Annotated in this window: 15 protein-coding genes and 2 pseudogenes; 10 read left to right on the top strand and 7 right to left on the bottom strand. The window is 67.2% G+C overall.

The window, feature by feature from the left end; genetic code table 11:
* Window positions 1-11: 11 nt before the first annotated feature.
* From ACFY4A_RS23475 to ACFY4A_RS23465, 3 genes are read left to right on the top strand one after another with little or no spacing between them, the layout of a single operon-like run.
* Window positions 12-971 (top strand): alpha/beta hydrolase, encoded by a 960-nt coding sequence (locus tag ACFY4A_RS23475; protein WP_390831305.1) that lies wholly within the window; start codon window positions 12-14, stop codon window positions 969-971.
* 53 nt (window positions 972-1,024) lie between these two features.
* On the top strand, window positions 1,025-1,528 hold the full coding sequence (locus ACFY4A_RS23470; RefSeq protein ID WP_390831304.1) for a DoxX family protein: 504 nt from the start codon (window positions 1,025-1,027) through the stop codon (window positions 1,526-1,528).
* On the top strand, window positions 1,507-1,989 hold the full coding sequence (locus ACFY4A_RS23465; protein WP_390831303.1) for a VOC family protein: 483 nt from the start codon (window positions 1,507-1,509) through the stop codon (window positions 1,987-1,989). The genes ACFY4A_RS23470 and ACFY4A_RS23465 overlap by 22 nt, the downstream gene beginning before the upstream one ends.
* 25 nt (window positions 1,990-2,014) lie before the next feature.
* Here ACFY4A_RS23465 and ACFY4A_RS23460 read toward each other — a convergent pair whose 3' ends face one another.
* From ACFY4A_RS23460 to ACFY4A_RS23435, 6 genes are all read right to left on the bottom strand, one after another.
* Entirely contained in the window at window positions 2,015-3,076 is a 1,062-nt protein-coding gene (locus tag ACFY4A_RS23460; RefSeq protein ID WP_390831302.1) for a branched-chain amino acid ABC transporter permease, read from the bottom strand.
* Window positions 3,077-3,080: 4 nt separating this feature from the next.
* Window positions 3,081-3,956, bottom strand: a complete 876-nt coding sequence (locus ACFY4A_RS23455) for a branched-chain amino acid ABC transporter permease (RefSeq protein ID WP_390831301.1) — start codon at window positions 3,954-3,956, stop codon at window positions 3,081-3,083.
* Window positions 3,941-4,828, bottom strand: coding sequence for an ABC transporter ATP-binding protein (locus ACFY4A_RS23450; protein WP_390831300.1), 888 nt, complete (start codon window positions 4,826-4,828; stop codon window positions 3,941-3,943). The genes ACFY4A_RS23455 and ACFY4A_RS23450 overlap by 16 nt, the downstream gene beginning before the upstream one ends.
* Entirely contained in the window at window positions 4,825-5,547 is a 723-nt protein-coding gene (locus tag ACFY4A_RS23445) for an ABC transporter ATP-binding protein (protein ID WP_390831299.1), read from the bottom strand. The genes ACFY4A_RS23450 and ACFY4A_RS23445 overlap by 4 nt, the downstream gene beginning before the upstream one ends.
* 33 nt (window positions 5,548-5,580) lie before the next feature.
* On the bottom strand, window positions 5,581-6,804 hold the full coding sequence (locus tag ACFY4A_RS23440) for an ABC transporter substrate-binding protein (protein ID WP_390831298.1): 1,224 nt from the start codon (window positions 6,802-6,804) through the stop codon (window positions 5,581-5,583).
* Between the two features lie 597 nt (window positions 6,805-7,401).
* Window positions 7,402-8,139, bottom strand: a complete 738-nt coding sequence (locus ACFY4A_RS23435; RefSeq protein WP_390831297.1) for a TetR/AcrR family transcriptional regulator — start codon at window positions 8,137-8,139, stop codon at window positions 7,402-7,404.
* 143 nt (window positions 8,140-8,282) lie between these two features.
* Here ACFY4A_RS23435 and ACFY4A_RS23430 point away from each other — a divergent pair, with 143 nt between their 5' ends.
* The 7 genes and pseudogenes from ACFY4A_RS23430 (at window position 8,283) to ACFY4A_RS23400 (ending at window position 16,335) form a co-directional block, all read left to right on the top strand.
* On the top strand, window positions 8,283-9,626 hold the full coding sequence (locus ACFY4A_RS23430; protein WP_390831296.1) for an amidohydrolase family protein: 1,344 nt from the start codon (window positions 8,283-8,285) through the stop codon (window positions 9,624-9,626).
* Window positions 9,623-9,934, top strand: coding sequence for a hypothetical protein (locus ACFY4A_RS23425; protein ID WP_390729720.1), 312 nt, complete (start codon window positions 9,623-9,625; stop codon window positions 9,932-9,934). Before ACFY4A_RS23430 ends, ACFY4A_RS23425 begins: the two co-directional genes overlap by 4 nt.
* A 76-nt stretch (window positions 9,935-10,010) precedes the next feature.
* Window positions 10,011-10,562 carry a hypothetical protein gene (locus tag ACFY4A_RS23420; protein WP_390729721.1) on the top strand — a complete coding sequence of 184 codons (552 nt, stop codon included), beginning with the start codon at window positions 10,011-10,013 and terminating at the stop codon, window positions 10,560-10,562.
* Between the two features lie 86 nt (window positions 10,563-10,648).
* The gene (locus ACFY4A_RS23415) at window positions 10,649-12,199 is read left to right on the top strand and encodes an aldehyde dehydrogenase family protein (protein WP_390831295.1); all 1,551 of its coding nucleotides are present in this window, start codon (window positions 10,649-10,651) and stop codon (window positions 12,197-12,199) included.
* Between the two features lie 48 nt (window positions 12,200-12,247).
* Window positions 12,248-12,667, top strand: a pseudogene (locus ACFY4A_RS23410) (SDR family NAD(P)-dependent oxidoreductase); the annotation flags it as partial.
* Between the two features lie 85 nt (window positions 12,668-12,752).
* Window positions 12,753-13,595, top strand: coding sequence for an IS5 family transposase (locus ACFY4A_RS23405; protein WP_390831294.1), 843 nt, complete (start codon window positions 12,753-12,755; stop codon window positions 13,593-13,595).
* A 604-nt stretch (window positions 13,596-14,199) separates the two neighbouring features.
* The gene (locus ACFY4A_RS23400; RefSeq protein WP_390831293.1) at window positions 14,200-16,335 is read left to right on the top strand and encodes a SpoIIE family protein phosphatase; all 2,136 of its coding nucleotides are present in this window, start codon (window positions 14,200-14,202) and stop codon (window positions 16,333-16,335) included.
* A gap of 134 nt (window positions 16,336-16,469) precedes the next feature.
* Here the strand turns inward: ACFY4A_RS23400 and ACFY4A_RS23395 are convergent.
* Window positions 16,470-16,739: pseudogene (locus tag ACFY4A_RS23395) on the bottom strand (transposase); the annotation flags it as partial.
* Window positions 16,740-16,781 lie beyond the last annotated feature (42 nt).

The following is a 16,781-nucleotide window of genomic DNA, read 5'->3' as shown; positions in this document are numbered from 1 at the left end:
GAGTTCATAAGATGCACCCGCACCCGACGTTCGACCCGCAGCTCGCTGAATTGCTCCCGGCGCTGGAGGGATTCGTGCCGGTCCAGATGACGGCCGAGCGAATCGAGCACTTCCGCTCCCTCTCCATGCCGACCATCGGCCAGATCATCGGCGATCGGGCCGTGACCTCGGTGGATCGAAAGATCACCGGCTATGGCGGCGCCGAGATCCTGGTCTCGATCATCTCGCGCACGGATCACCGGGAACCGGGCATTGGGATCTACAACATCCACGGCGGTGGCATGGTGATGTGCGACCGCTTTGCCTCTGCGGCAGCCTTGGTGGGCTGGGCCCTAAAGTACGACGCGGTATGTGTGACCGTGGAGCATCGGCTCGCGCCGGAGCATCCCGATCCCGTCCCTGTCGAAGACTGCTATGCCGGGCTTGAGTGGATGGCCGCCAGTGCCGCGGAGCTGCTCTTCAAGCAGGACCAGATCGTGATCTACGGCGGAAGCGGCGGTGGCGGCCTGGCCGCCGGGACCACGCTGCTCACGCGCGACCGGAGCGGTCCGAAGCTCGCCGGGCGACTTCTGCAGTGTCCGATGATCGACGATCGCAACGAGACGGTGTCGTCCCGCCAGTACGAAGGCGTCGGGATCTGGGACCGCACCAGCAATCTCACCGCGTGGACCGCGGTGCTCGGCGAGCGCCGCGGCACGGACGACGTGTCGCAGTATGCGGCGCCGGCCCGCGCCACCGACCTCAGCGGGCTGCCGCCGACGTACATCGACGCGGGCGCAGCCGAGGTGTTCCGCGACGAGGACGTAGCCTATGCCAGCGCGATCTGGGCGGCCGGTGGGGACTGCGAGCTGCACATATGGGGCGGCGCCTTCCATGGCTTCTACGACATCGCCCAACGGTCCGATCTCGCCCGTGCTTGTCTCGCCGCTCGTGACGCGTGGCTGGAGCGGCTGATCCGACGGATCGGCTAGCGACGTCTCGCGGGGCGGAATCACCGCGCAGTGAGTAAGGAGAGTGTGTGCCTGTGAATTCAGCAGCTGATCTGTCGCTGCTCGTAGTCCGTGTCTCCGTCGCGATCGTGTTAGTCGCCCACGGCTACAACCACATTGCCCTCGGCGGGAGGATGGCCGGTACGGCCCGCTGGTTCGAGGGCCTCGGGATGAGGCCGGGCATCCTGCACGCCTGGTTGGCCAGCCTCACCGAGGTGGGCGCCGGGACGTTGCTCGCTCTCGGCGCCGTTACGCCGGTGGCCTGTGCCGGGATCATCGGCACGATGGTCGTCGCCTGGGTCACGAACCATCGCCAGAACGGCTTCTTCATCTTTCGGCCCGGTGAGGGCTACGAGTATGTGATGACCCTGACGTTCGTCGCGGTCGGGCTCGCCGGCGTCGGCGCGGGTAGGTGGTCCGTCGACCGCGGGCTGGGCTGGTTCGATCCACCTGGCTGGCCAGGCCTCTTGACGGCGACGGTTCTCGGATTCGGCGGTGCGGCCGCACTGCTGGCCACGTGCTGGCGACCCGCGCGATGATCATCCAGCCGTATTTCCACCTGGGCCTATCTGTGGCGAGCGTCGACGAGGCGATGGCCGACCTCGCGTCGACGGGAGTGCAGTGGCGAGACGTCCTCGACTATCCGCTGTGCGTTTTCCACGGCGGTCGTACTACCGATGTCCGCGTCCGATCCGTGTACTCCTCCGGGCCTTCGCCGGCCATCGAACTGTTCACCGCCGGGAAGGGAACGCCACTCGATCCCTTGATGGAAGGTTCGCGGTTCCACCACATCGGTGTGTGGACGGACGCCTTCTCTGCTGACGTCGCCGACCTGCAAGCACGCGGATGGGAGCTCGCGGCAACTGTCGCGGACGACCGAGGTCGACCGAGCCGGTTCGCACTGCACCGGACACCGTTCGGCTTCTATCTGGAGGTGGTGGACCCGCGGTGGGCGGGCCGACTGCTGGGTGATCTGCTTCCTGAAGAACTGCGAAAGTAGGCGTAGCGCAGCGGCCTGCCTTCGATCAAGGCGTCGTCGACCGATTCCGTTGTAGCCGCGCCAGCATCTGCGCCGCTGCCTTCGGCCATCCGGCGATGCCGTGCCTCGAGAACAGAACGAAGACGATGATGAGGGCGCCGAACACGACCTGTGCGATCTGCGGGCCGTGGAGGGCAGCGGTCGGCGAGGGGCTGAAACGGCTGACTGCGTTGGTCGAAATGGTCGACAGCGATATCACGACTCCGGCACCGATTGTGCCGCCCCACAGCGAGTCGAGACCACCGATGATGATCATAGCGATGTAGGAGACTGCGAGAAGCAGGGTATAGCCCTCGACCGAGACGCTGCCGGTCAGGTATTCGGTGATGCCACCCTGGGCGGCAGTCGCCGCTGACGTCCCCATGAACAGCACGAGCTTGGTCCGGGCGACCGGTATGCCCATCACTGCAGCGACCGTCTCGTGGGTTCTGATGAGCCGCAAGGCGCGGCCCGAGCGGGCGGTGAGTAGGCGGGACATCAGGACGGTGGTGGCAGCGACGAGCCCGAACAGCACCCAACTCCAGGCGCGTTGCTGGTCGAGCAGGCCCAGGTGACTGAACTTCGGGCTGACCTGGAAACCGCCGGCACCCGCGTCCTGTGCGTTGGCCTGGTACTCATTTGCGACGTACAGGGCGATGAAGTGGACGGCGAGCGTGGCGAGGGCAAGGTACAAGCCTTGGATACGCAGGGCGGGCAGGCCCACCAGAAGTCCTACGGCGGCCCCGATGGCCGTCGCCGCGATGATGTCGAGCGGAAACACGATGCCGAGCCGATGCGCCCAGACGGTTCCGAACGCTCCGACCAGTAGAAAGGCGGCGCTGCCGATCGAGACCTGACCGGCTGTGCCCATCAGTAGGTTCAGCGCAGAGGCGCCGATCGCGGCGAGCAGGCAGAGGTTGAAGACGTACAGGTCGGACGAGGACGCCCGCGTGGTGAAGTACAAGGTCACCAGTGCCATGACGGCGATACCGCCCAGGAGCTCGGGCCGGCGTTCCCGCCGCATGCGTCGGGCCCGTAGGTGCGTGGCGATGCGAGTGAAGATCATCATCTGCTCAGAGCCTCGTCACCTGCCGCATGCCGAGGATGCCGTGCGGCAAGAAGAGCAACACGACCAGCAGCGCCAGGTAGGTGATGACATCGGTGAGTTGGCCACCCGCATACGTCGTCACGAATCCCTGTAGCACGCCTACGCCGATGCCGCCGACGATGGCTCCGGCGATGCTGTCGAGTCCGCCGAGGAGCATCGCCGGAAAGGCGATGAGCGCGACGTTCGACAGCGACGGGCTGACCACGTTCTGGATCCCGTAGGTGATACCTGCGACGCCCGCGAGCACGGCGGCGATCGCCCAGGAGACCGTGTACAGGCGAGTGACCCGAATGCCGCCCTGGCTGGCAAGCAGGGGATTCTGTCCTGCCGCCCGGATCATCGTCCCCACATGGGTGAACTTCAATCCGGCGGCGACCGCAAACGCCAGCAACAGGGAGAACACCAACAGCACGATGCTGGCTCTGCTGATTCGGGCTCCGGCGAGTTCGATCACGCCGTCGGGCAACAGCGGGACTCTGATGGAGTACTGGTTGAAACCAAAGAAGATCGCGACCAGCCCCTGCAGGATCGAGGACAGGCCGAGCGTGGCGATCACCGGAATGAAGACGGGCGCCCCGACGAGCCGCTTGAGCACAAGGCGGAAGAAAACCACTCCGATGACAGCGACTACGAGCAGGCCTGCCAGAACGGCAACCCACAATGGGGACGCCTGATCGGTCTGCCATCGCGCGACGAGGAAGGCGGGTATCAGCATGAACTCGCCGTGGGCGAAGTTGAAGGTGTGCGTGGATCTGAACGCGAGCACCAGTCCCAGCGCGACCAGCGAGAGTGTCCCGCCCAACGAGAGGCCACCCACGAGGGATGTCACGAGCCGGTCCATGTGGCGTCCTCGTTCTTTCCCGCCGGGGATGAGCCGGCGTCCACAGGGCGACCGACGACGGCCGCCCGGAAGGTCTTGGAGTCCAGTACTTCGGTCGGCGTTCCGGACGCGATTGCGCAGCCGGCAGCCATGCCGATTGCTCGATCGGCGACGCGCCTGACGAGATCCATGTGGTGCTCGACGACTACGACGGTGACCCGTCGTTCAGCGCGCAGACCCGCGAGGAGTTCTTCCACGGTTCTGCGGTCGGACGAGTCCAACCCGGATGTCGGCTCGTCGAGCAGAAGAAGTCGCGGCGCGCTTGCCAGCGCACGGGTGATGTCGATGAGCTTTCGTACTCCGTACGGCAGACCCGCCACGGGTTCATCGCGTACGTGAGCCAGGCCGATTCCGGTGAGCAGTGACACGATCTGGTCGCGGACTCCGCGCTCACCCTTCTTGACGCGCCAGGGCCGGACCATCTGGTCGAGCGTTGAGTAGCCCATGTGCAGGTAGGCCCCGGCGAGCACGTTCTCGAGTGCCGAGGCCTGCTCGATCAAGCGTGGCTCCTGGAAGCTGCGCGCCAGGCCGAGCCGAGCGAGGTTCGTGGGCGAACGCCGGGTGATCGGCGATCCGTCGAACGTCACAAGTCCGTGAACCGCCCGGCCCAGCAATCCGCCGATGGCGTTGAGCAGCGTCGTCTTGCCCGCGCCGTTCGGCCCGACGATCGCAGAGATCTCGCCGCCCGGCACGTCGGCACTGACGCTCGACAGCGCTCGGACGCCGCCGAAGGAGACGGTCAGGTCGCGGATGCTGAGGGGACCAGCGGCGTCGTGAGCGCTACCGGCGAGGCGCCGTGAGCTGCCTACGGTGATCAGAGGTTCCGAGGTCATTCCACTGCCTCCACATAGCCGGCCGCGAGGATTTCAGTGCCGCGGAACATGTCTGACCGGCCGGACACGGTCGTTCGACCATCCCGGAGCAGATAGCAGTAGTCGGCGACGTCGAGCGCCAAGGCCGTGCTCTCGTCGACCAGGAGCACCGCTGTGCCCTGGCGGGCTACCTCGGCGACAGTGGCGAACAGTGGTTCTTGCACACTCACATGCAGTCCGAGCGTCATCTCATCCACGATCAGCAGGCGGGGTTCGAGGAGCAGACCGCGGGCGAGCGCTAGCATCTGCTGCTGTCCTCCGCTCAGACGCCCGGCGAGCTCGCGCCGCCGCTCGGCGAGCATCGGGAACAGCTGGTAGACACGATCGAATGCGTCGGCGCGGCTTCTCTTCGGCGGCAATCGGCCCAGCGCGTGCAGGTTCTCGGCGACCGTAAGGCTCGAGAAGACCTTGTCACGCTCCGGCACGGAACCGACACCCAGCTGACTGGTGACGTGTGGTTCACGCCCGGCGACGTTCGTCCCATCGAGTTCGACGAGACCCCTGACGCGGGTGCCTTCCGATTTCAGGAACCCGCTCACCGCGCGCACCGAAGTGGTCTTCCCGGCGCCGTTCGGCCCGAAGAGGGCCACGACCTGGCCGGCGCCGACCGAGAAGGAGATGTCCGAGACGCCGACAGCGCCATTCCGGTATTGCACGCGCAGACGTTCCACCCGAAGCATTGGGCTACTCCTCGCTCAGGCCGGTACGAGGGGTCACTGGTTGAATGCCGGGAGCCGAACCACATCGCCGGCCGGCGACGGCGCGCCATGCACCGGGTCCCAGCGGAAGATCCTGATGGCGCTGCCCGCTACGTGATCCGTCAGGGAGAGGTCGATCGGTCCGAAAGTCGAATCGTCCGGCGGAGTGAAGTTCCGGACGCGTTCGAGCTCCGCCGTCAGCTTGGTCGGCGTGCACGTGTCGCTGCAGGACGTGATCGCCCGACCGACAAGGGCGGCCGCCGACCAGCCCTGAGCGAAGTTCTGGTTGTGCACGTTCTGCGCCAGGTCGAGTTTCGATGCTGCTGCCGCGAGTGCCGAGTCCGCTGTCGGCTCCGGTGAGTCGAACGTTGCGTAGTAATTCGGCAGATCGACCGCCTTCATCAATGCGAAGGTCGTACCGCCGTTGAACTGCAGCAGCGGAATCCTGGTCAGGCCCGCCTCGGCGAGCGCCTTCGCCATGGTGACCGCATCATTCCCAATGCCGAAGACGAGAACGCCTTCTGGACGGGCCCTGGCGATGTTCGCGGCTTGACTGGCGAACGACGCAGCACCCGTTGTCATCTTCTCGTCCGCAACAACCTGGTACTGCTGGTCCTTGGAGCGGTCCTTGATGACGGCGGCGTCCGCCTCGATGGCTGCGGAGACGCTGCGTGCTATCGCTATGCGCCTTCCCTTCAGGCTGTTGACGAGCTCGCCCATCTTGTAGACCATGCCGTCGACAACCTGATTGCCAGCTGCGCCGATGGTGAAGAACCATTTCTTCGGAGCCTTCGTGCTGCCATCGCCGTTCAGGGTGGGAAGCGTGGTCGCATTGATCATTGGAATGCCGGCCGCGTCCAGGATGCTCTGCGAGCCCAGCACGCTGGAACTGATCGTCAGTCCCACCATGGCGATCGGGCGCTGTTCGACGGCCTGGCGGAATGCGGCCTGCGCGGCTCCGGCGTCGGATCGTGTGTCGATGGGCTCCCTGACCGTGAGGTGGTGCCCGCCGGCGGTGTAGTTGATGCTCTTGAAGTACGCCCGGGCACCGTCGGCGAAGGCGGAGCCCAGGGCGCCGACAGCGCCGGTCAGATCAGCCGGGATCGTTATGACGTAGGAGCCGTCAGAGCCCTTCTGGGTGTCTGCCGAATTGCCGCCGCTGCTCGTGCACGCGGCCACCTGAGCGATGAGGATCAGCGATACGCCAGCAATGCCGAATCTGCTGGTCGGACGGGTCATGCGCCGTTCTGACACCATTGCTCTCCTCGGTCCTCGAAGAAAACAGGCCTTCGGGCTTGGGCCAGCTGCGGAGTGGCAGAGAACCAACGGTCTGATGTCGCAGCTTCATGCAGCACACGAGCGAGGCGATGCTCCTCGTGTGTCCGTCAGCGCTCACCGATGCGGATCCGACGATGCCCTGTCGACTGCACCGTCACGCTATGCGCGAGATCTCCGCGAACAGCTATCGCCCGGCACCGCCCGCACCGGCCTCCGGGCCGGGCGGATACCGCTCAGCGCTGTGGCACCGCGCAGCCCCCTCCGCCACGCGATACCGACCGCGTGCCTTTGCTCACGCGAATTTCCTTGGTCTGAACTTTACCTTTGGTGAAAGGGTGACTCGAAGGGTCAAGCGGTAACGATGTGAGACCCCCCGGCTGGGTGTTCACCTCGCCCTGCGGGCCTCGAAGAGGTGGCGGTAACTATCAGCGATAGCTTATAGGAGAGGCGACTTGTGTCAAGCGCGAAGTGTTCGGGCAGATGACCGTCGTGGTAGGTCGACGCGGTTCGGTACGCGGCCGCATCCGCGGCATGTCTGCGCGGGCTCTCGGGCGGCTGCTATCGCGTCGAGCGGCGCGGCGTGCGTCGTCCGGGTGTCGCCGGTGTGCAGTCTCCTGCAGTCTCGCGCGGTCGGGGTGACGCGGCATCGGCATTGGCATCGGTAGAGGGTGCGCCGGACCGGCTCGCCCCGGCGGTCTCGAGCACCGATTCGATGATGCTGGCAGCCACCGTCTCGAACATCTGGTGCGAGGACTTCCGCTGGCGCTCTGCGGCCTTCGATAGTGCGGGGTAGACCTTCGTCATCTCCGGGTCGATCGAGGATGCGGCCGGATCGGTCGCCTCGCGCACTGCGTTGCCGATGGCCCATCGCTCAAGCGACTCGTGCAGTAGGAGTACGTCCTCCACCGGAATGCCGCCTTCGATGAGACGGGCCGTGACCGCCTCCCGGTTGGCGATGCCAAGCGACGGGTGTCGAATCAGGACCGGAATCAGATTCGGGTTGGCAAGGAGTGCATCGCGCAGCGCGACGACCCCCCATAGGAGCAACTGCTGGGGGGTGACGTCCTTCTCCAGCATGCGCTTGGGTACCCGCGTAAGGGCATACTCGGCGACCGCAACGATGATGTCGTCCTTGTCGCGGAAATGGTTGTAGAGCGATGCGCCCTTGACTCCGAGATCGGCAGCGAGGCGACGCGTCGTCAGCGCTTCGAGCCCCTCCTCGTCGACGATCTTCAGGGCCGCCTTGATGATGCGCTCACGAGAGAGCAGCGGGATCTTCGGTCGGCCTGGCGTCACGCAGGTGAGTCTAGCAGCGCTGCTCGTTTATCCCGGCCTCCGGTAGGCCGGCGCAGGGGGCTTCGCATCGTGCACCGTAGGTGATAAACTAGCAACGATAGTAATGACCAAGTGGTGCGCCCCGGGCGACGATGGAGGAAGAGATGACGGTCGTTCAGGATGTGGCGTCACCGGCGGCCGACCAACGTCTCCTGATCATCTCGGCGGACGCTCACGTCGGGCCGCGCCTGGTCGAGGACCTCCGCCCGTATTGCGAAAAGCGCTATCTCGAGGAGTTCGACGCCTTCGCGGCGAAGATCGGTCCCATCCCCACCGAACCCGATGACATCGTCGCTGCGATGCGCGAGCGTGGTATCGGCCGGGAGCTGACTGCGGCAATGGCCTGGAACCAGCGGAGTGAGGGCCACTACAACCCGGTCGCTCGACTGCACGACATGGACAGTGACGGCATCGCGGCAGAGGTGCTGTTCCATGGAAGCCAGAACTTCGTCCCGCTCCCGTTCGACGCGAACAGCCTGTTCGGCAACATCCAGAGCGTCAACACGGGGGAGTTCGAGCTGCTCGCGGCGGGCCGACGCATCTACAACCGGTGGCTGGCGGACTTCTGCGCGAGCGCTCCCGGGCGGTTCATCGGACTGGCACAGCTGCCGATATGGGACCTCGAAGCCAGCATCCGAGAGGTCGAATGGGCGGCCTCCGCCGGCCTCGGCGGCATCAACTTCCCGGCTGCCGACGCGCCCGGCATGCCGCCGCTCGACGATGAGCTCTTCGAAACCTTCTACGCGACATGCGCCGAATACGAGCTGCCGCTCACGACGCATATCAGCGCTGCACCCCCGACCCACCGGTACTGGAAGAGTCCGTACGGCGGCGCGATCGGTCTGATGGATTCCGGGTGGTGGTGTCGCCGCTCGCTGACGATCCTGACGCTGATGGGCGCATTCGAGCGGCACCCGGGCCTGCGCCTGGTCCTGACCGAGCATCCGGGGGCTTGGCTCGTCGACGCGATGGAAGAGCTGGACTCCATCTACGACTACATGCAGAGCGGTCCGCTTCGCGCCAATCTGCCGAGGCGGCCGAGTGAGTACATCCGCGAGCACGTCTGGATCGGCGCGAGTTTCCAATCGAGGCCTGAGGCCGAAGCCGCGGTCGGGGAGGGTTACAGCGAGCGCCTGATGTGGGGCTCGGACTACCCGCACGCCGAAGGCACCTGGTGCTACCAGGAGGACGAGGACGATGTGCACATGACGCACGTCGCCATCGCCAACACCTACCACGACCTGCCGCTCCGTGAGGTGCGTGGCATGCTCGGCGACAACGCCCTCCAGTGCTACACGCGCCTGGATCGCGTCCATCTCGGCGCAGTAGCCGAACGGATCGGGGCGCCGCGGCCCAGCGAGGTCCTCAGGGCTGGGCTGGAGCCGAAGACAGAGTTCCACAACAGGAAGACGAGCATGGCCTTCCGCACGAAGGGGCATTGGGCATGACCGGCGAGCTCCTGAAGCCTGGAATCCGGCTGCGCAGCGTCACCTGCGACACCCAGGTGATCGTCGTCCGCGCCCCATCGACCGCGCAGGACCTGCGGTGCGGCGGCGTGCCCATGACCCGCGACTTGGACAGTTGCGATCCGCAGCCGATCGTTGCCGCGTTCGCCGGCGGTGCTGAGCTTGGCAAGCGGTACACCGACGGCGCAGACCTCGAGGTGCTCGTGACCAAGCCCGGTCAGGGCACGCTGTCAATCGGTTCCGAACCTATGTCGATCCAAGGTCCTAAGCGGCTGCCGAGCTCCGACTGAGCTCGGCCGGTCCGCAACGGCGTCGTCGTCGAACGCCGTACCCCTTTCCTGCCTGAGCAACAGCGGAGGCTGCACAGTGGATACGTACTCGATCGCGGCACAAGAGCTGTACCTGAGCTTCGATGGGCAAGGCGACACCTCATGGCGGATCAGCAAGCCGCTGCCCGGCGAGTCCAACACCTACGACATCGAATCGCTCGGCCTCACCGCACTCGAGCCCGGCCAGCCGAGCCCTGACTCGCCCGGCCTGCGCTACCGACGGACAGGGCGCCCGGCTCAGGGCCGGCTCTCGAATCGCCCGACGCTGGGACTGATGATCACGCTGCTCGACGCCAAGGATCGCGACGACGTCGACGCCGTACAGTCCCTGCGCAACTGGGCGGACTTCGTCCACATCCCGCCGCTCGCCACGAGCGGGACGCCGGGTCTGACGCTGATCAGTCCCTACGACGTTGTCGGGGACGGCCCCTTGTACATGCATCTCCTGGAGTTCGACTGCGATCCGGACGACGGATCGAAGGCGATGACCAAGCGGGTGTCGGAGCAACTCGACAAGCCGCAACTCGGTGCGTTTCTCAACCATCCGCAGAAGGCGCGCGCGTTCGGCGCCACTTTCGTCCCGAAGTGACGGCGCCCTTGAGATTCGGGGGAACAGCTGCAAGTCAAGTGGCACCGGTGAAGCGGTCCGTCCCCGCTCCGAGTTAGGACAGAGTCATGAGCAGCGCCACCAGAACCGGGACAGCGCACGACGCGGGCGCGCCGGTCGAGCAGTTGGCACCGATCCCGGACCGCGTGCTGACGTTTCTCTCCGACGGCGTCAAGCCTCTCTTTATCGACGGCGAATGGGTCGACTCGGCCTCAGGCGAGACGTTCGAGTCGGTCAACCCCTCGACAGGTGAGGTCCTCGCCCGGGTCGCGGCCGGCGGCGTCGCGGACGTGGACCGTGCGGTCGCCGCGGCACGGCGGGCACTGGACGGTCCGTGGAGCCGGATGACGCCGGCACAGCGCCAAGCCGTGATGTGGCGCCTTGCCGATGCGTTGGTCGACCACGCCGAAGAGCTGCGGTTCCTTGAGGTTCTCGACATGGGCTCGCCGATCGGACCGAATCCGCGCACCCGGGTCGAGACCTGTGCCGAGGTGCTGCGGTATTTCGCCGGCGCGGCAACCAAGATCCATGGCGAGACGATCCCGAACTCGATCGGGCCCGACATCTTCTCGTACACGGTGCGCGAACCGATCGGTGTGGTGGCCGCGGTCGTACCGTGGAACGGTCCGATCTCCAACGCGCTTTGGAAGATCGCGCCGGTTCTCGCCACCGGCTGCACGATGGTGTTGAAGCCGGCCGAGCAGGCACCCCTGGTTGCCGTGAAGCTCGCCGAGATCATGCAGGAGGTCGGCATACCGGACGGCGTGGTGAACGTCGTCAACGGCTTCGGCGAGTCGGCCGGCGCGGCACTGGTGAACCACCCCGGCGTGGACAAGGTCTGCTTCACCGGGTCGACGGCGACCGGGCAGTCGATCGTGCGGGCCTCCGCCGGCAACCTCAAGCGCGTCACGCTGGAACTCGGCGGAAAATCCCCTGACATCGTCTTCGCCGATGCCGACCTCGACCGGGCATTCCCTGCCGCTGCCATGGGGGCCTTCTGGAACTCCGGCCAGGCCTGCATCGCCGGCAGCCGCGTGTACGTCGAGCGGCCGATCTACGAGCAGGCCATCGAGAGCATCAGCCGCTTCGCCGCCGAGCTCAAGGTCGGCAACAGCCTCGACCCGACGACTCAGATCGGTCCGCTCGTGTCGGCCGACCAACTCGACAGGGTGACCGGCTACCTGCGTATCGGCCGGGAGGAGGGCGCGCAGTTGGCCGTCGGCGGGCACCGGATGACCGTGGGCAAACTCGAGAGCGGCTACTTCGTGGCCCCGACGGTGTTGTCCCATGTGCGCGACCACATGCGCGTCGCCCGTGAAGAGATCTTCGGCCCGGTGATGTGCGTGCTGCCGTTCGACGACGTCGAGGAGGTGCTCACCCGCGCGAACGACACCGTGTTCGGGCTCGGGAGCGGGGTGTGGACCCGGGACCTCGGCAGAGCGCACCGGGTCATCCGGCGCCTGCAGGCCGGCACGGTGTGGGTGAACACGTACCTGCTCGGTGACCCGGCCGTGCCGTTCGGCGGCTATAAGATGAGCGGCTGGGGCCGGGAGAACGGCCTGGCAGCGCTCGACGGCTACTTGAACACCAAGTCCGTGTACATCGACAGCCAGCCCTGACGAAAAACGGCCGCGCCGTACGGCACACCACGCGGTCAGTTCGCTGCCGCGGGTGGGGTTGTCCTCGTCGCGGATGTGGACGATGCGGGTGGGAGATCCACCGTCGAGAGCATCCGCTCCGCCGGTGGGTCCGCCGAGTACCAGTGTGCCGATGTCTCGGACGAAGTACAGGTGGAGGCGCTGGTGGCCCGGGCGGTCGACCAGTTCGGCGGTTTGCATTGTGCGTTGAACAACGCTGGTATCAGCATGCCCCGTACACCGCTCGCGCAGATGAGCGTGTCGGACTGGGACCGGCTCGTCCGGGTCAACCTCACCAGCGTCTTTCTGTGCATGCGCGCCGAGTTGCGGCACATGACCGCACACGACGGGGGCGTCATCGTCAACACGGCTTCGACGGCCGACCTGCGGCCGCCACCGGGGGTGGGCGCATACGCGGCGTCCGGTCTCACTAAGAGCTCGCGCAGATAGGCGGCGTGGGCAGCCCCGGCAACAAGGTGGGAACAGGTCCCGGTGATCATGGAGTTGCGACGCTCTGTGACCACTGGGGAGATATGTGCCCGTCCTTCCATCATGGCTGACCGACCCGCTCTGGGATCAATTCGCGGCACTGCTGCCCAAGCGCCCTGCGGTCGATCCGGCCCACCCTCTGGGTTGCCACCGCCGCCGTATCAGCGACCGGATCGTGTTCGACAAGCTGCTCCAGCTCCTGCGGTTCGGCTGCTCCTACCAGGCGGTCTCCGACACGACCTGCTCGGCGACCACGATCCGCAACCGCCGCAACGAGTGGATCCGGCTCGGCGTCTTCGCCCGACTCAAACAGATCGCGCTTGAGTCCTACGACCGGATCGTCGGGCTCGTGCTCGACCAGATCGCCGTCGACGACTCCATCACCAAGGCCCCGGGCGGCGGAGAAGCGGCCAGGCGCTCGCCGGTCGACCGCGGCAAACAGGGCCTGACACGCTCCGGCATGACGGATGGCTATGGGATCCCGCTCGGCAGGGTACTCGCCGGAGCGAACCGCCACGACTCTCCGCTGCTGGCCCCGACCCTGGACCTGCTGGTGGACCTGGGACCGCTGCCCGAGGCCATCACCGTGCACCTGGACGCCGGCTACGACTCGGACAAGACCCGCGCCGAACTCGCCGCGCGCAGTCTGCACGGCCGCATCGCGCACAAGGGCGAGAAGGTACCGATCCAGGCGAGCCAGCGGTGGCACGTCGAGCGCACCCACGCCTGGCAGAACGCCTTCCACCGGCTCGCCCGCTGCTACGAACGCCGTGTCGCGGTCATCGACGCGTTCTTCGACCTCGCCGATACGATCATCACCGTCCGTAGCCTGCTCCGCAGGGCGTGGACGACCCACCGCTGGGACAACCGTCCGAACCGCCGCCCATGAGCGAGTGCCGATCTACGCAGCGTCCGAGTGCAGCAGTTTGGGCATCTTGATGCCGACATGATCGGTACGTATGCCTGCCGACGTATAGGTACGGCCGCCACCGCCCCGGTGGACGTGCGCAGCACGTCGTCACGGCAATAGAGCATATTTTCCCTATATGGGCGACGATCGGTATATGGGTGACGATCGGTGTGGCTGGTGCGGAGCTCCACTGCCGGAGTCGGCAGGCCCGGGTCGGCGGTATTGCCGTCAGGCGCATCGGCAGGCGGCCTGGCGAGCCAGGCGTCGCTGGCAGGCGGCGGCGGAGGCGCGGCAGGCGCTGGTGTTCGCGGAAGCGGATCTCCTGACGCAGGTGCAGGCCGCAACCCAGCAGGCGAGCGACTCGCGCCCGGGGCGAGGAGCGGAGGGCTGCCATGTTGCCGCCGTGGCGGAGGTGCCCGGGCTGGCCGGGCAGCTGGTGCGCTGTGCGGTGTTGGCGGACCGACGAACCGGGGCGAGCTGGGCGCAGATCGGTGCTGGCCTGGGCATCAGCGCGGAGGCGGCCAGATGCCGCTTCAGGCGCCTGGAGGGATCCCTGCCTGGTGCCGCTCGGGAGGGTGAGAGCATGAGGGACCTTGCCGGCTTCGGCACTGGCACAGGCTCCGGCACGCACCTACTCTGCGCCGCTTTGGACCAGTTCATGCAGGAGACAGGCGCCTCCGGGGGCCTGGTATACCTGCTGCCGCCGGGCGAGCGGGTGCTGCGGCTGGCGGTGCTGAGGGGGGTTCCCCGGCAGATCGCCGCGCACTGGACGCAGGTGCCGCTGGCGGCCCGCACCCCGGCGACCGACGCCGTGCGCGAGCAGCGTCTGGTGTGGATAGGCGGCCAGGAAGAGATGGCGCGGCGCTACCCGCAGATGGCGCTCGCCCTGCCCTACCCCTTCTCGGCGGCCGCTGCCCCGATCACCACCGGCACCACTGTCTGGGGCGCCCTGGTGGTGCGGTGGCCCAGCTCGCATCCATCGGCGCTGACCCGACACGAACGCAACGCGGTCCGTACCTCCTGCCGCCGCCTGGGCCTTCTCCTGCGGCAGGCCGCCGACAGCGGCCACCCGCTGCTGCCCGGGTCCGAGCCGCAGGTCCTGGCCCCCCTGCGTGCCCGCGCTCGCGGGCCGACCCAGGAGGCGGCAGCGGCGGACTTCGCCGAGCGCCTGCCCGGAGGATGCTGCACCTTGGACCTTGACGGCCGGATCACCTTCATCACAACCACCGCAGCCGACCTCCTCGGCGCCAGCGCCGTCGACCTGCTGGGCGTCCTGCCCCGGCAGGTCCTGCCGTGGCTGGACGACCCAGTCGTCGAGGACCGCTACCGGGCCGCGGTGCTCAGCCAGGAGGCCACCTCCTTCACCGTCCTGCGCCCACCGGACCGGTGGCTGTCCTTCCACCTGTACCCGAACGTCTGCGGCATCAGTGTCCGCATCGCCCCGGCCTCCCCGGCCCCTGCCTCGGAGACGTCAGAGGTTCTGCACCCCGCACCGTCGGCCGCACCGGGTCGGTCGACCGCCCACCACCTCCTGATGCACCTCGCCGCCACGCTGACCGAGGCCGTCGGGGTCATGGACGTGATCGCCCGGATCGATGACCTGGTCCCGACCGCCTTCGAGGCCCAAGCCCTCGCCCTGATGATCGCCGAGGAGGGCCGGCTGCGGATCATCGGTTACCGCGGCTACACCGCCGAACTCATGGACCGCTTCGACGGCACCCCCCTGGCCTCGGACACTCCTGCCGTGCGTGTCCTAACCAGCGGCGTCCCCAGCTTCTACGCCACCTTCGAGGACCTCAAGCGCGCTCATCCCCCCGCCGTCCTGCAGGACGGCAAGGCCGCCTGGGCCTTCCTGCCCCTGATCACCTCCGGCCGCCCCGTCGGCTCGCTGGTCCTCGCGTACGACCGGCCGCATCCCTTCACGCCCGAGGAACGAGCTGTCCTCACCTCGACCGCCGGGCTGATCGCCCAGGCCCTGGACCGCGCCCGGCTCTACGACGCCAATCAAGCTCTCGCCCACAGCTTGCAAGCCAGCCTGCTGCCCCAAGCACTGCCCCGCGTCCCCGGCCTGGACGTGGCCACCCGCTACCTCCCCACCGCTCACGGCATCGACGTCGGCGGCGACTTCTACGACCTCATTCATCTCGACACCGACCTTGCCGCCGCAGCAATCGGCGACGTCCAAGGCCACAACGTGAACGCCGCCGCCCTCATGGGGCAGGTCCGCACCGCAGTCCACGCCACCGCCGGCGCATCGCCCGGCCAAGTCCTCGCCCGCACCAACCGCCTGCTCACCGACCTCGACCCCGGCCTGTTCACCAGCTGCCTCTACGTCCAGCTCGACCTGGCACGCCACCGCGCCCGCCTGGCCACCGCCGGCCACCCGCCCCCACTCCTGCGCCACCCCGACCTACACGCCGAGATCCTTCCGCTGACGCCCGGGCTCCTGCTCGGCATTGACCCCGCCGCCGACTACCCGGAGACCGACATCCCCCTACCGCCCGGGGCCGTGCTCGCCCTGTACACCGATGGACTCGTCGAAACCCCCGGCATCGACATCGAGGACGCCACCGCCGACCTCGCCGCCCAGCTCGCACAGGCCCGGGACCAGACCCTGGACGCCCTCGCCGACACCCTCATCCACCACGCCCAACGGCCCGCCCCCCGCAACGACGACATGGCCCTGCTCCTCATCCGGCCTCAACAACACGGCCGCTGACACCAAAGGCCCGCCCGGCTCGGCGGGGCTCCTGTCTCCGCCCCGCCGACGCCGCCGGGCTCGGTGAAGCATGCCTCCCTTTCCGAGCCCACCGCCGATCGGAGCCGGTGGAAGGCGTTCTGCCAGAGGTGCGCGATCTGTTTGAGTCGGGCGAAGACGCCGAGCCGGATCCACTCGTTGCGGCGGTTGCGGATCGTGGTCGCCGAGCAGGTCGTGTCGGAGACCGCCTGGTAGGAGCAGCCGAACCGCAGGAGCTGGAGCAGCTTGTCGAACACGATCCGGTCGCTGATACGGCGGCGGTGGCAGCCCAGAGGGTGGGCCGGATCGACCGCAGGGCGCTTGGGCAGCAGTGCCGCGAATTGATCCCAGAGCGGGTCGGTCAGCCATGATGGAAGGACGGGCACATATCTCCCCAGTGGTCACAGAGCGTCGCAACTCCATGATCA

It is taken from the genome of Streptomyces sp. NPDC001292, assembly GCF_042896465.1.
GTDB lineage: Bacteria > Actinomycetota > Actinomycetes > Streptomycetales > Streptomycetaceae > Streptomyces.
The sequence above is the reverse complement of the archived record's forward strand: the minus strand, read 5'-3'. Positions and strand labels throughout refer to the sequence as shown.

Excerpts from the sequence above, each read along its gene's own strand:
- ACFY4A_RS23445 (WP_390831299.1), bottom strand. The coding sequence starts at position 5,547 with ATGCTTCGGGTGGAACGTCTGCGCGTGCAATACCGGAATGGCGCTGTC.
- ACFY4A_RS23430 (WP_390831296.1), top strand. The coding sequence starts at position 8,283 with ATGACGGTCGTTCAGGATGTGGCGTCACCGGCGGCCGACCAACGTCTC.
- ACFY4A_RS23400 (WP_390831293.1), top strand. The coding sequence starts at position 14,200 with ATGAGGGACCTTGCCGGCTTCGGCACTGGCACAGGCTCCGGCACGCAC.
- ACFY4A_RS23415 (WP_390831295.1), top strand. The coding sequence starts at position 10,649 with ATGAGCAGCGCCACCAGAACCGGGACAGCGCACGACGCGGGCGCGCCG.
- ACFY4A_RS23460 (WP_390831302.1), bottom strand. The coding sequence starts at position 3,076 with ATGATGATCTTCACTCGCATCGCCACGCACCTACGGGCCCGACGCATG.
- ACFY4A_RS23425 (WP_390729720.1), top strand. The coding sequence starts at position 9,623 with ATGACCGGCGAGCTCCTGAAGCCTGGAATCCGGCTGCGCAGCGTCACC.
- ACFY4A_RS23455 (WP_390831301.1), bottom strand. The coding sequence starts at position 3,956 with ATGGACCGGCTCGTGACATCCCTCGTGGGTGGCCTCTCGTTGGGCGGG.
- ACFY4A_RS23450 (WP_390831300.1), bottom strand. The coding sequence starts at position 4,828 with ATGACCTCGGAACCTCTGATCACCGTAGGCAGCTCACGGCGCCTCGCC.
- ACFY4A_RS23475 (WP_390831305.1), top strand. The coding sequence starts at position 12 with ATGCACCCGCACCCGACGTTCGACCCGCAGCTCGCTGAATTGCTCCCG.
- ACFY4A_RS23440 (WP_390831298.1), bottom strand. The coding sequence starts at position 6,804 with ATGACCCGTCCGACCAGCAGATTCGGCATTGCTGGCGTATCGCTGATC.